At 60.3% G+C, this 13616-nt stretch carries 8 protein-coding genes; 3 read left to right on the top strand and 5 right to left on the bottom strand.

Annotated features, from left to right (window positions below):
* Nucleotides 1-690: 690 nt before the first annotated feature.
* From ACNFCJ_RS03975 to ACNFCJ_RS03965, 3 genes are all read right to left on the bottom strand, one after another.
* A complete protein-coding gene (locus ACNFCJ_RS03975) occupies nt 691-2019 on the bottom strand; it encodes a KAP family P-loop NTPase fold protein (protein ID WP_416769901.1) in 1329 nt (442 codons plus the stop codon).
* A gap of 115 nt (nt 2020-2134) precedes the next feature.
* Entirely contained in the window at nt 2135-3385 is a 1251-nt protein-coding gene (locus ACNFCJ_RS03970; protein ID WP_416769899.1) for a ribonucleotide-diphosphate reductase subunit beta, read from the bottom strand.
* 430 nt (nt 3386-3815) lie between these two features.
* Nucleotides 3816-6725, bottom strand: a complete 2910-nt coding sequence (locus tag ACNFCJ_RS03965; RefSeq protein WP_416769897.1) for a ribonucleoside-diphosphate reductase subunit alpha — start codon at nt 6723-6725, stop codon at nt 3816-3818.
* 762 nt (nt 6726-7487) lie between these two features.
* Here ACNFCJ_RS03965 and ACNFCJ_RS03960 point away from each other — a divergent pair.
* Together ACNFCJ_RS03960 and ACNFCJ_RS03955 are read left to right on the top strand one after the other, a co-directional pair.
* On the top strand, nt 7488-8243 hold the full coding sequence (locus ACNFCJ_RS03960; RefSeq protein ID WP_106735505.1) for a winged helix-turn-helix domain-containing protein: 756 nt from the start codon (nt 7488-7490) through the stop codon (nt 8241-8243).
* Between the two features lie 10 nt (nt 8244-8253).
* Entirely contained in the window at nt 8254-9861 is a 1608-nt protein-coding gene (locus tag ACNFCJ_RS03955) for an ATP-binding protein (protein WP_416769896.1), read from the top strand.
* Between the two features lie 266 nt (nt 9862-10127).
* Here ACNFCJ_RS03955 and ACNFCJ_RS03950 read toward each other — a convergent pair whose 3' ends face one another.
* On the bottom strand, nt 10128-10832 hold the full coding sequence (locus ACNFCJ_RS03950) for a 4'-phosphopantetheinyl transferase family protein (protein ID WP_041769532.1): 705 nt from the start codon (nt 10830-10832) through the stop codon (nt 10128-10130).
* 446 nt (nt 10833-11278) lie between these two features.
* Here ACNFCJ_RS03950 and ACNFCJ_RS03945 point away from each other — a divergent pair, with 446 nt between their 5' ends.
* Complete coding sequence (locus tag ACNFCJ_RS03945; RefSeq protein WP_416769895.1) at nt 11279-13153, top strand: MFS transporter; 1875 nt, start codon at nt 11279-11281, stop codon at nt 13151-13153.
* 113 nt (nt 13154-13266) lie between these two features.
* Here ACNFCJ_RS03945 and sugE read toward each other — a convergent pair whose 3' ends face one another.
* On the bottom strand, nt 13267-13581 hold the full coding sequence (gene sugE, locus ACNFCJ_RS03940) for a quaternary ammonium compound efflux SMR transporter SugE (protein WP_017362132.1): 315 nt from the start codon (nt 13579-13581) through the stop codon (nt 13267-13269).
* Between the last annotated feature and the right edge of the window lie 35 nt (nt 13582-13616).

Raw genomic sequence — 13616 nt, 5'->3', positions numbered from 1 at the left:
TGCGGTTGTCCGGCTACTTGCTACGGAGTGAATCCGCCGCTGATGTGGTGACTTGAATACCGGTTCCGCCCTTACGGCGGCTCACTTTTGGCAAACGCCCCAAAAGTAAGCAAAAGGTCTTTGCCCCTGGCATCCGGCCCGACTTCGTCGGGTTCCCTCGTTCCATCATTGCTCCAGGGGCACGCCGCGAAGGGCCATCCCTGGCCCATCGCGGCTCTCGCGGCATCCATGCCGCTCAACCCCTTACACAACGATTCCGCTCGGCCTCCTGACGGGGCGTTTAGCGTCGTCTGTGAGATCGGCGATCCAGCACCAAACAGAGCGAGGGCATTGCGGCTTGGCCGCAATGCCCTCGCTTTAAGCTCTGCTTGTGCTTTTTTGCTCTGCCTTCCACACCACGTTCAAACACCGCGGTCCCTGAATCCCGTCAGGAGGCCGAGTGGAGGTGCTGTGGAGAGGGGCGTTTGGCATGGATGCCAAGCGAGGAGTGATGGGCCAGGGATGGCCCTTCGCGACGACCCTCGGAGCAGCGCCGGAGCGAGGGGAGTTTCGCGCAGCGAAACCCGGATGCCGGGCGCGCTTTCTCTTTGGTTACTTTCTCTTTCGCGCGAGCAAAGAGAAAGTGACTCGCCGTAAGGGCGAAACCAGTAGAAGAGTGCGACACAGAAGATAAATCTGTCCCATTTTTCTCTACTGAGAGATAAGACTCAAGGTATTGTTTATTTTTTCCATGCAATCATCAGCGATTGCTCTTCCAAAGTCTGTTTGGATTTCTTGATTTCTTATCATCTCATTCTGGATGTCTGGGGGTGATATTAAGTATTTCACAATAAGTGTTGTGAATAGGCGTCTGTATTCGCGACTACCTATCGGAGGGGTGGGAAATAGTAGTGATTTTATTTTTTCTTCGCTCTCTTTGAGATAGATGGCGTGCATTAATTCTGGTTTTTCAGCTTTGCTATAGCAGCCAATGGCCATCATTACTTGGTAGTATTCATAGTATTTTGTTGTGGGTGATGAGTTGTGAAGTATCGCGAAATAGCTGAGGGTTTTTTGTATTCCTCGAAAGCTAGTTTTGTTTGCTATGAATATTTCTTTCAATGTTTCAATTGTTGTGTCGTTACTGATTTTTTCTTCGGGTGTCGCTATCTTATTTATTAGGTATTTTAAGTAGGTTGAGGTGTGGCTCTGGTATTCGGTTTCAATTCTTGGTAACGAAATCCATAAGTCTATAAATTTCTGAAGGTATAGATGTGCATCTATTTCTGCTCCATACCTTTTTTTGATTATTGCCTGGGTTTGTTTTTTATTTGTTATTAAGATGAATTTTAGGTTTTTGACCGTGAATAGATGTTTGATTTGCTCAATTAGTTCTAGGCTGAAATCTGGCCTGCACCGGTCGAGCTCGTCAATTATGAAAACTACAGGTCTACCATTGCCTATTTTTGAAATATGACTCTCCAGCGTGGATCTGAAATTTTCTAAGGAATTTTTGTCCGCTTTCGCTTCGTCTAGACGCTCTATTAGTATTTGATCTAGGCCTTGAGATATTTCGCTTCCTATATCGTCTGCGGTTCCTAGCTCATCGATTATTGAGCCATCGAGAACGCCGGCGGTTAAGGTTTTTATTCCTATTCTAAGGGCGCCTCTTGCAATAGCTTTCGATGCTCTTATTGCGGATGACTTGAACTCTTTTTTTAGTTCTGGGGAATGGGTGTTTATAAGGTCAACTACTTCGCTTGCAATAGCCAGGAACGGGTCTTTTTGGTAGTCGTTTTCAAAAGCGTCGAAATATATTGATAGAGTTTCTCTTGTGTTTTTTAAATGGGCGGAGAACATTTTTGCGAACATGCTTTTTCCTTCGCCCCACTGACTGTCTATACCGATGATTATATTTTCATCTGTGCTTTCCAGTAGATTGGCTAGGGTGTCGCCTAAGGGTTTTCTTTGGAAAATATCTATGTCTTTAGTGAAACCGGTAATTTCTTTTTGGTCGATTTCTTTTGGCTTGATAAGCATGGAGTTCTCCAAATAAAAAGCCCCGCAATAGAGGCGGGGCTTTTAGTCTTAAAGCGCTACCCCAAACATCCATTTCAGGTAAAACGCTCTTAATCTCTTTAGTGAGTCACCGGTATCAATCCCAGCTCAACGCCCCACCAGTCTGATACTCGATCACTCGCGTCTCGAAGAAGTTCTTCTCCTTCTTCAGGTCCATGATCTCGCTCATCCACGGGAAGGGGTTGGTAGTACCTGGGTACTCTTCCTTCAGGCCGATCTGGGTCAGGCGGCGGTTGGCGATGAATTTGAGGTAGTCCTCCATCATCGCGGCGTTCATGCCCAGTACGCCGCGCGGCATGGTGTCACGCGCGTATTCGATCTCCAGTTGGGTGCCCTGCAGGATCATCTGGGTCGCTTCGTCCTTCATCTGGGCATCCCACAGGTGTGGGTTCTCGATCTTGATCTGGTTGATCACGTCGATGCCGAAGTTCAGGTGCATGGACTCGTCACGCAGGATGTACTGGAACTGCTCGGCGGTGCCGGTCATCTTGTTGCGGCGGCCCATGGAGAGGATCTGGGTGAAGCCGCAGTAGAAGAAGATGCCTTCCAGTACGCAGTAGTAGGCGATCAGGTTGCGCAGGAACTGGCGGTCGGTTTCCGGGGTGCCGGTGTTGAAGTTCGGGTCGGAGATCGAGCGGGTGTACTTCAGGCCCCAGGAGGCCTTCTTCGCGACGCTCGGGATCTCGTGGTACATGTTGAAGATCTCGCCTTCATCCATGCCCAGCGACTCGATGCAGTACTGGTACGCGTGGGTGTGGATCGCTTCCTCGAAGGCCTGGCGCAGGATGTACTGGCGGCACTCGGGGTTGGTGATCAGGCGGTACACGGCCAGGACCAGGTTGTTGGCAACCAGGCTGTCGGCAGTGGAGAAGAAGCCGAGGTTGCGCATGACGATACGGCGCTCGTCTTCGCTGAGACCGTCTGCGGATTTCCACAGGGCGATGTCGGCGTTCATGTTCACTTCCTGCGGCATCCAGTGGTTGGCGCAACCATCCAGATACTTCTGCCAGGCCCAGTCGTACTTGAAGGGTACGAGCTGGTTGAGGTCGGCGCGGGCGTTGATCATCTGCTTGTCGCCGACCTGTACGCGTGCGGAGGCGCCTTCGAGGTCGTCCAGGCCTTCCTGGATGTCGAGGTCGTTCAGGGCTTTCTTGGCGCGGGCGACGGCGTCGGAGTCGTTGGCGTCGACGGCGCGGGCCTGCTCGACCGAGCCGGCAGCTTCGCTGTCGAGCTTGTCGAAATTGGTGCCGGCGCTCTGTGCGTTGGCGTTGCTTGCGGCGGCTGCTTCTGCGCCGTCTTCCTTGTCGAATTCATCCCAGCTCAGCATGGCTTGGCTCCTGCGTGAGGGCCGGCGAATAAACCGGCCTGTATGGATATACAGATAATTTGAATTATGTTCCGTTGCGTGATGCGCGCAAGGGTAAACGGGTACCGCTGGTCAGCAGGCGGTGGATTGCTGGCTGACCGTTGCCCCTCGACCCGGGGGAGGAGGGGCGGGAATTTGGTGGGGAGGAGGGCTCTGTAGGAGCGGATTTATCCGCGATTTTCGCGGCTGAAGCCGCTCCTACGAAAAGCCTTCCCTTTCCCTGGTTCGATCACTGTGTTGCTCTAGCTTTTCATCCAACCTTCGAGCGTGTAGCTGAGCGAGTGAGCGCTAGGCGCCTGGTAGGTCGGAGCCCCTGAGCGTACTTCAGTACGTGATGGGGGCCGGCCTACCAGGCAACGACGCGGGCGCCGCTCAGATCCACGCGAAAGCCTTACTGACAGGCTTCGCAGTCGGGTTCGTCGATGGCACAGGCCTTTGGTACGGGCGCCGGAACCGGAGCTGCCTGCTGGGCAGGAGCCTGGGCCTTGGCCGAGAAGCCTTCGTCACCACCAGCGGAAACTGCGTTGAGCTTGCCGGTGTTGATGGTGGACTTCTCGGTGCTGGTGGCGGCCAGGGCACGGAGGTAGTAGGTGGTTTTCAGGCCACGGTACCAGGCCATGCGGTAGGTCACGTCCAGCTTCTTGCCCGAGGCGCCGGCGATGTACAGGTTCAGCGACTGAGCCTGGTCGATCCACTTCTGGCGACGGCTGGCGGCGTCGACGATCCACTTGGTTTCCACTTCGAAGGCGGTGGCGTAAAGGTCTTTCAGATCCTGCGGGATGCGCTCGATCTGCTGCACGGAGCCGTCGTAGTACTTCAGGTCGTTGACCATGACCGGGTCCCACAGGCCACGATTTTTCAGGTCGCGCACCAGGTAGGGGTTGATCACGGTGAATTCGCCGGAGAGGTTCGATTTCACGTACAGGTTCTGGTAGGTCGGCTCGATGGACTGCGACACGCCAATGATGTTGGAGATGGTCGCGGTCGGCGCGATGGCCATGATGTTCGAGTTACGAATACCTTTCTTCACGCGCTCGCGGATCGGCGCCCAGTCCAGCGATTCGGACAGGTCGACGTCGATGTACTTCTGGCCACGGGCTTCGATGAGGATCTGCTGCGAATCCAGCGGCAGGATGCCTTTGCTCCACAGCGAACCTTCGAAGGTACTGTAGCTGCCACGCTCTTCGGCCAGGTCACAGGAGGCCTGGATGGCGTAGTAGCTGATGGCTTCCATCGACTTGTCGGCGAACTCGACGGCAGCGTCGGAGCCGTAGGCGATGTGCTGCAGGTACAGGGCGTCCTGGAAGCCCATCAGGCCGAGGCCGACCGGACGGTGCTTGAAGTTGGAGTTACGTGCCTGGTCGACGCTGTAGTAGTTGATGTCGATGACGTTATCGAGCATGCGCACAGCAGTCTTCACGGTGCGGCCGAGTTTCTCGATGTCCAGCTTGCCGTCATTGATGTGGTTGACCAGGTTGACCGAGCCCAGGTTGCAGACAGCGATCTCGTCCTTGTTGGTGTTCAGGGTGATCTCGGTGCACAGGTTGGAGCTGTGGACCACGCCCACGTGCTGCTGCGGGCTGCGCAGGTTGCACGGGTCCTTGAAGGTCAGCCATGGGTGGCCGGTCTCGAACAGCATCGAGAGCATCTTGCGCCACAGGTCTTTGGCCTGGATGGTCTTGTACAGCTTGATCTTGCCGTACTCGATCAGGGCTTCGTAGTACTCGTAGCGCTCTTCGAAGGCCTTGCCGGTCAGGTCGTGCAGATCCGGTACTTCGGACGGGCTGAACAGGGTCCACTTGCCGTCTTCGAAGACGCGCTTCATGAACAGATCCGGAATCCAGTTGGCGGTGTTCATGTCGTGGGTACGACGACGATCGTCACCGGTGTTCTTGCGCAGCTCGAGGAATTCCTCGATGTCCATGTGCCAGGTTTCCAGGTAGGCGCAGACCGCGCCCTTGCGCTTGCCGCCCTGGTTGACCGCTACGGCGGTGTCGTTGACTACTTTGAGGAAGGGCACGACGCCCTGGGATTTGCCGTTGGTGCCCTTGATGTAGGAGCCCAGCGCGCGCACCGGCGTCCAGTCGTTGCCCAGACCGCCAGCGAATTTCGACAGCATGGCGTTGTCGTGGATGGCGCCGTAGATGCCCGACAGGTCGTCCGGCACGGTGGTCAGGTAGCAGGAGGACAGCTGCGGACGCAGGGTGCCGGCGTTGAACAGGGTCGGGGTCGACGCCATGTAGTCGAACGACGACAGCAGGTTGTAGAACTCGATGGCGCGGTCTTCGCGGTTCTTCGGCTCTTCGATGGCCAGGCCCATGGCCACGCGCATGAAGAACACCTGCGGCAGTTCGAAGCGGATGCCGTCCTTGTGAATGAAGTAGCGGTCGTACAGGGTCTGCAGGCCGAGGTAGGTGAACTGCTGGTCACGCTCGTGGTTGAGCGCCTTGCCCAGTTTCTCCAGGTCGTACTCTTTGAGTTTCGGGTCGAGCAGCTCGTACTCGGCGCCTTTTTCCACGTAGGCCGGCAGGGCCTTGGCGTACAGGTCGGCCATCTCGTGGTGAGTGGCGCTGGCAGTGATGTTGAGGAAGCTCAGGGCCTCGGCGCGGATGTTGTCCATCAGCAGGCGGGCGGTGACGTAGCTGTAGTTCGGCTCACGCTCGACCAGGGTACGGGCAGTCATCACCAGGGCGGTGTTGACGTCCTTCTCGGCCACGCCGTCGTACAGGTTCTTCAGGGTTTCGCGCTCGATCAGCGAACCATCGACTTCGGCCAGGCCTTCACAGGCTTCACGGATGATGGTCTGCAGGCGGCCCATATCCAGCGGCTGCAGTTCACCGCCGGCGGTGGTGATGCGGATGCTCGGGTGCGGCTGGGCGATGTCGCTGCCGGCATTGGCACTCTTGCGCTTGTTGGCCTGGGCTTCGCGGTAGATCACGTAGTCGCGGGCGACTTTCTGCTCGCCGGCGCGCATCAGGGCCAGTTCGACCTGGTCCTGGATTTCTTCGATGTGGATGGTGCCGCCGGACGGCATGCGACGCTTGAAGGTAGCGGTGACCTGCTCGGTCAGGCGCGCGACGGTGTCGTGGATGCGCGACGAAGCGGCTGCGGTGCCGCCTTCTACTGCGAGGAAGGCCTTGGTGATGGCGACGGTGATCTTGTCATCGGTGTAAGGGACGACGGTGCCGTTGCGCTTGATCACACGCAGTTGGCCGGGCGCGGTGGCAGCCAGATCCTGAGAGGATTCAGCGGCCTGCGGCGCCACAGCCTGCGGGTTCTCGCGAGTAGTGTCGGTATGCATGGAGATCTCCGTGTTCTGTAATTTTTGGTTGGACGTCACGATTAGAAACCGTGCCCTGTCCGCCGTTCATTCCATTAACAACTGAACCGCACGCGGCAGCGGGGCCGGGTACGGGGTGTCGCAAGAGCGGGCAGGTTAGGCACGACTTCAAGTGCCGTCCTGGCGCATAAGTCACAGCGGGGCATTACCACACCCCGCCTACTACATATAGTGGTCGACTGGCAGACAAGACCGCTGTCTGACCGGCTCACGCGCAACGTCGAGCGTTGCAGCGTGGCTGTAACCCAGGCCAGGCCTGGGTTAGGGCGAAACGATTGGCCGGAACGTCTGGAAAACCCTGTGAAAAGGGCTTGCGCGATTCGTTCTTTTTGTATCCGGCTTTTTGCGTCAACCCAATATCTGGTGGGTGCCGCGCGATGGGGATACAAGATAGTGCGCTGTTGGAGGCATTGCAAGGCGCTAGGAAAAGAACAACCTGTGGATAAGATGTGGGTGTCTTGTGGGTCTCAGCGGCGTAGCCCGCATGGTCTCTGGCTCTGGCTGCTAATGACCGTTCGTCGCCCCTGGAGGAAGGATTTCAGCGAGTTGGCGAAGCTGTTCGGCGGCGCACAGACTACCACTATATATAGTGCTTTTGGCATGTGCTGTGCTTAACCCGGCGCCAGGTCTGGGCGCTGGTTTGCCGCTCGCACCGGGACGCGCTCAGCCCCTAGAATGGCGACGGTGTTTGCGGCGCTTGCCGCTATGCGAAGGGGAATGGGTGTGGAACAAGAAGCGTGGCAGATTCTGATCGTCGAGGATGACCAGCGCTTGGCGCAGTTGACCCGCGAGTATCTGGAGGGCAACGGCCTGCGTGTGTCCATCGAAGCCGATGGTGCGCGTGCGGCGGCGCGGATTCTCGCCGAACAGCCGCACCTGGTGATTCTCGACCTGATGCTGCCGGGTGAAGACGGTCTGAGCATCTGCCGCAAGGTACGCAGCGGTTATAAGGGGCCGATCCTGATGCTCACCGCGCGTACCGACGACATGGACCAGGTGTTGGGCCTGGAGATGGGCGCCGACGACTACGTGTGCAAGCCGGTGCGCCCGCGCGTGCTACTGGCGCGCATTCGTGCGCTGCTGCGCCGCCGTGAGGGCAGCGAAAGCGAGCGTGATGAAGGTCAACCGCGACGTCTTCAGTTTGGTGCGCTGGCTATCGACAGCGCCATGCGCGAGGCCTGGCTGGGCGAGCAGGGCATCGAGCTGACCAGCGCCGAGTTCGATCTGCTCTGGCTGCTGGCGGCCAATGCCGGGCGCATCCTGTCGCGCGAGGAGATTTTCAATTCCCTGCGCGGTATCGAGTACGACGGCCAGGACCGCTCCATCGACGTGCGCATTTCGCGCATTCGCCCGAAGATCGGCGATGACCCGATGCATCCGCGGATGATCAAGACGGTGCGCAGCAAGGGCTACCTGTTCGTCGCCGAGGCCGCCGAAGCGCTGCCGTTCGGTGATGCGCCGCCGATCCTGCGTGATTGATCGGGCGGCCATGAATTCCATCTTCCTGCGCATCTATGGCGGCATGCTCGCCGCGCTGGTGCTGGTGGCGCTGCTGGGCGTCGGTACGCTGCATCTGGTCAACGAGGTGCGCGGCGACCAGTACCGCGAAGGCCTGGCGCGCGGCACCTTCCGCCTGATGGCGGACAACCTGCTGCCGATGAACGAGGTGGAGCGCAAGCGCGCCCTGGTGGTGTGGTCGCGCCTGCTTGGCATTCCGCTGGAGCTGCAGGCCCTGAGCGACGTGCCGCTGGAGAGCAGCGAGCGCAACCGCCTGCAGCGTGGCCACGTGCTGGTGCAGCAGACTGGCCCGCATTCGGCCAAGGTCTATGGCCTGCTCGACGGCAAGCAGCCGTTGCTGCTGACCGGTGAGATTCAGCAGATCAGCGAGCAACTGGCGCGGGCTACCAACTACCTGCTGATCGACGAACTGATCCGTTACCCGGTGGAGGAACAGCCGCAGCGCCTGGCCGAGCTGAAGGCAGCCAAGCAGTTCGGCTTCAACCTGCAACTGGTACGCCTGGAGGACGCCACCATCGACCTCGACCAGCGGCGGCGTATCGATGAGGGCGATACGGTGATGGCGCTGGGCAAGGGGGGTGACTCCATCTATGTGTTTTCCGGCATCGTCGATACGCCCTGGGTGCTGGAAATCGGCCCGCTGTACCAGATGAACCCCTATCCGCCGCAGTTGCTGGTGCTGATCGGCGCGCTGGGCCTGAGCCTGATCGGTTTGATCGTCTATCTACTGGTGCGCTCGCTGGAGCAGCGCCTGCGTGCGCTGGAAAGCGCGGCTACGCATATCGCCAGCGGCCGCCTGGATGCGCGCGTGCCGACGCGCGGCGCGGACTCGGTGGGGCGCCTGGCCAGCAGCTTCAACGCCATGGCCGAGCACCTGCAGACGTCCCTGAGCACGCAGCGTGAGCTGGTGCGGGCGGTGTCCCACGAGTTGCGCACGCCGGTGGCGCGGTTGCGCTTCGGCCTGGAGATGATCGCCGACGCACCCAACGAAAGTGCCCGACGCAAGTACATGGATGGCATGGACAGCGATATCCAGGACCTCGACAAGCTGGTCGACGAGATGCTGACCTACGCGCGCCTGGAGCAGGGTTCGCCGGCTTTGAATTTCCAGCAGGTGGAGCTCAGGGCGCTGATCGACCAGGTGATCGACGAGCTGGCGCCGCTGAGCAACAAGGTGCATGTGGAATGCGGTGCGGTGCTCAGCGTGCAGTCTGACGGTGCCTGCTGGGTCGAAGCCGAGCCGCGTTACCTGCATCGCGCCCTGCAGAACCTGGTGAGCAACGCCATGCGTTATGCCGAAGGCAGGGTGTCGATCAGTTGCCAGGTCGGCTACAAGCGTTGCCGCATCGATGTCGAAGACGACGGGCCGGGCGTACCGGAAGAGGCCTGGGAGCGTCTGTTCAGTCCGTTCTTGCGTCTCGATGACAGCCGCACGCGGGCGTCCGGCGGGCACGGGCTGGGCCTGTCGATCGTGCGTAGGATCATCTACTGGCACGGCGGCCGCGCGCAGATCGGGCGTAGCGAAAGTCTCGGCGGCGCGCGTTTCAGCCTGGTATGGCCGCGGCGGCAGGGGGAGTAGGGCGCGATTGCGTGTTGGGCCTGGTGCGCTGTGCGCACCGATTTTTTGCCTGCGCTGTAGCCCGAATGCAATCCGGGGCGATTGAGCGCGGCCAAAAGCATCGCGGCTGAAGCCGCTCCTACAGAGGCTCACAGGTCCCGTGGGAGCGGCTTCAGCCGCGATAGCTCTATCCAGCCAGCATGAAATCCGGGCTACGTCGTGACCGCCGCCGGCTTTGAAGGGTGCGCCGCGCGCACCGGCTTATCAATGTACGTCGGGGCGCTTGATCACGCCGCCACGGCCACCAGGCTCAGCACCTTGTTATCGAACAGCACGAACTGGCCATCCAGCTCGGCACCTTCACGCCAGTCCGGGTGCAGGTCGATCAGCAGGCGCAGGCGCGCGCTGTGCTGATCGATGTCCAGCAGCTCGGCGTCATGGAAGTAGAAGCGCGTCAGGGTCAGCGGGTACAGCGCCTTGAACAGGCTTTCCTTGAGCGAGAAGGTCAGGCTGATGCGCGCGGCGCGGCTTTCTTCATCCAGGCCCTGCAGGCCCCGCAGTTCGGCGGCGGTGAGGATTTCGCCCTGCAGACGCTGGGCGCGTTCGGCCGGTAACAGGCGCTCTACATCCAGGCCCAGGCCTCTCCATCGGCTGTCTGCTGCGACCAGCGCTGCGGCCCAGTTGTCGCCGTGGGTGATGGAGCCGACCACGCCATGTGGCCATTGCGGGGCGCGGTCCTCGCCCACCGCCGGTACGCTGGCCCGGCCGCTCACGCGGCGTAGCGCTTCGCGTGCGCACAGGCGTCCGGCCAGGTATTCGGCCTGGCGCTTGGCGACGCCGCGCACGGGGGGAATGCCGCAGCGGGTAAGGTCGTCTTCGGCGAGCAGGGCAGGGTCGAAGCGCGTGCTGATCAACTGCGCGCCTGCAAGCGGGCGCGGGAGCGGGTCGTGGTCGTCGAGGGGGCTGCAGCAGGCGGGGTGGTAGGCATTCATGGGCGCGATTGTGCCGCGCCGTGGACCGTGCAGTCATCCGCCGTTTACATTTCTTTGCAGGCAGTTAACAAAGCTAAACGGACGCTGTGCCTGGCTTTTGTCAGACTGCGCTGGCATTCCCCCAGGGAGTGCAGGTGAGGTTGTAGTCAGTGCGAGGGCACTGACGTTTTCTCCGAGTTCGAGAACGGTAGCCCGATTGGGCTGCCGTTTTTTTTGCGCCGCGTTCAGTGGCGCGCGCGTTGTAGGAGGCGCTTCAGCGGCGAAAACATCGCGGCTACGACTGCATGGATGCAGGAGGTAGAGCGAAGCAGGATGCCCGAGCCGAAAGCCCTTCCACGAAGGAGGGAACCGCCAAGGCGTTCGCATTTGCCCTGTGGCTTTCGTGGGGCGATTTGCAGTCAAATGCCTGTGCGGGCAAAAACCGACTCCCGCGAGGACCATGGACGATGACCCAACAATCGCAATTCGCCCTGCTCGGCAAGAAGCGCTTCCTGCCGTTTTTCGTGACGCAATTGCTCGGCGCCTTCAACGACAACATCTTCAAGCAGTCGCTGATTCTCGCCATCCTCTTCAAGCTCAATACGGGGGCCGACCGCGATCTGCTGGTCAACCTCTGCGCCTTGTTGTTCATCCTGCCGTTCTTTCTGTTCTCCGCCCTCGGCGGGCAGTTCGGCGAGAAATTCGCCAAGGACTCGCTGATCCGCAAGATCAAGTTCGCCGAGATCGGCATCATGCTCGCCGGCGCCGCCGGTGTGCTGCTGGACAACCTGCCGCTGATGCTCGCCGTGCTGTTCGCCATGGGCACGCAGTCGGCGCTATTCGGTCCGGTCAAGTATTCGATCCTGCCGCAGCACCTGAAGGAAGAGGAGCTGGTGGGTGGCAACGCCCTGGTGGAAATGGGCACTTTCCTGGCGATTCTCGCCGGCACCATTGGCGCCGGCATCATGATGGCCAGCAGCAGCTATGCGCCCATCGTCGCCGGTTCGGTGGTCGGTGTGGCGCTGCTCGGCTATCTGGCCAGCCTGGGCATTCCCAAGGCGTCGGCGGCAATGCCGGGGCTGCCGCTGGACTGGAATATCTTTCGCCAGTCCTGGGCCATCCTCAAGCTCGGCCTGGGGCAGCGCCCGGCGGTGTCGCGCTCGCTGGTGGGCAACTCCTGGTTCTGGTTTCTCGGCGCGATCTACCTGACGCAGATTCCGGCCTACGCCAAGGAGTGGTTGTACGGCGACGAGAGCGTGGTGACGCTGATTCTCACCGTGTTCTCGCTGGGCATCGGCCTGGGCTCGATGCTCTGCGAGCGCATGAGCGGGCACAAGGTGGAGATTGGCCTGGTGCCGTTCGGCTCCATCGGCCTGACCCTGTTCGGCATCCTGCTCTGGTGGTTCTCCGGTGGTTTCCCCGAAGGTGCTGCGCCGCATGACTGGCTGGCGCTGCTGGGCCATGGCCAGGCCTGGTGGATTCTCGGCTGCATCCTCGGCATCGGTCTGTTCGGCGGCTTCTACATCGTGCCGCTGTACGCGCTGATCCAGTCGCGCACCGCCGAGCATGAGCGCGCGCGGGTGATCGCGGCGAACAACATCCTCAATGCGCTGTTCATGGTGGCGTCGGCCATTGCCGCGATCCTGTTCCTGAGCGTCGCCGGGCTGTCGATTCCGCAGCTGTTCTTGGTGGTGTCGCTGATGAACATCGCGGTCAACAGCTACATCTTCAAGATCGTCCCCGAATTCAGCATGCGTTTTCTCATCTGGCTGCTGGGGCATTCGATGTACCGCGTCGAGCACAAGGGGCTGGACGTGATCCCTGATGAAGGGGCAGCGGTGCTGGTGTGCAACCACGTATCGTTCGTCGATGCGCTGCTGATCGGTGGCGCCATCCGCCGGCCGGTGCGCTTCGTCATGTACTACAAGATCTACGATCTGCCGGTGCTCAACTTCGTCTTCCGCACCGCCGGCACCGTGCCGATTGCCGGGCGCAACGAGGATCTGCTGATCTACGACGCTGCGTTCAAGAAGATCGCCGAGTACCTGCGCAATGGCGAGCTGGTGTGCATCTTCCCCGAGGGCAAACTGACCGGGGATGGCGAGATCGACGAGTTCAAGGCCGGGGTCGAGCGCATCCTCGAAGAAAATCCGGTGCCGGTGATCCCCATGGCGCTGCAAGGCTTGTGGGGCAGCTTCTTCAGTCGCGCCCCGCACAAAGGGCTGTTCAAGCGCCTGTGGTCGCGGGTGTGCCTGGTGGCGGGAGCGCCGATTGCGCCAGAGCAGGCCAGGCGCGAGGCGTTGCAGGCGCAGGTGGCGGCCTTGCGTGGGGATTGGCGATAGCGAGGGGGCGTGTGGGAGGGGCTTTCGGCTCGAGCATCCTGCTTCGCTCTATCTCCTGCATCCTTGCAGCATCGCGGCTAAAGCCCCTCCCACATGGCTGAATCCCGGCTTTCTCAGTGGCTCAACTTGAGCCCGATCAACCCGCAGACGATCAGCGCCACGCTGGCCAGGCGCAGCAGCGCCATCGACTCGCCGAACAGGATGATGCCGGCGATCACCGTGCCCACCGCCCCTACGCCGGTCCAGATGGCGTAGGCGGTGCCTAACGGCAGTTCCTTCATGGCCAGACCGAGCAGGCCGAGGCTGACCAGCATCGCGCAGACGGTCAGCGCCGTTGGCAAGGGGCGGGTGAAGCCTTCGGTGTATTTCAGGCCGATGGCCCAGCCGACCTCGAACAGGCCGGCGAGAAACAGAATGATCCAGGACATGGTCACCTCCAGTGGCTGAAGGGGCCGTCCCCCGG

The organism is Pseudomonas sp. NY15364 (assembly GCF_048068235.1).
GTDB classification, from domain to species: domain Bacteria; phylum Pseudomonadota; class Gammaproteobacteria; order Pseudomonadales; family Pseudomonadaceae; genus Aquipseudomonas; species Aquipseudomonas mendocina_D.
The sequence above is the reverse complement of the archived record's forward strand: the minus strand, read 5'-3'. Positions and strand labels throughout refer to the sequence as shown.

What these genes read in the sequence shown, in the direction of transcription:
- ACNFCJ_RS03955 (WP_416769896.1), top strand. Translation starts at nt 8,254, where the DNA reads ATGAATTCCATCTTCCTGCGCATCTATGGCGGCATGCTCGCCGCGCTG.
- ACNFCJ_RS03970 (WP_416769899.1), bottom strand. Translation starts at nt 3,385, where the DNA reads ATGCTGAGCTGGGATGAATTCGACAAGGAAGACGGCGCAGAAGCAGCC.
- ACNFCJ_RS03965 (WP_416769897.1), bottom strand. Translation starts at nt 6,725, where the DNA reads ATGCATACCGACACTACTCGCGAGAACCCGCAGGCTGTGGCGCCGCAG.
- ACNFCJ_RS03975 (WP_416769901.1), bottom strand. Translation starts at nt 2,019, where the DNA reads ATGCTTATCAAGCCAAAAGAAATCGACCAAAAAGAAATTACCGGTTTC.
- ACNFCJ_RS03945 (WP_416769895.1), top strand. Translation starts at nt 11,279, where the DNA reads ATGACCCAACAATCGCAATTCGCCCTGCTCGGCAAGAAGCGCTTCCTG.
- sugE (WP_017362132.1), bottom strand. Translation starts at nt 13,581, where the DNA reads ATGTCCTGGATCATTCTGTTTCTCGCCGGCCTGTTCGAGGTCGGCTGG.
- ACNFCJ_RS03950 (WP_041769532.1), bottom strand. Translation starts at nt 10,832, where the DNA reads ATGAATGCCTACCACCCCGCCTGCTGCAGCCCCCTCGACGACCACGAC.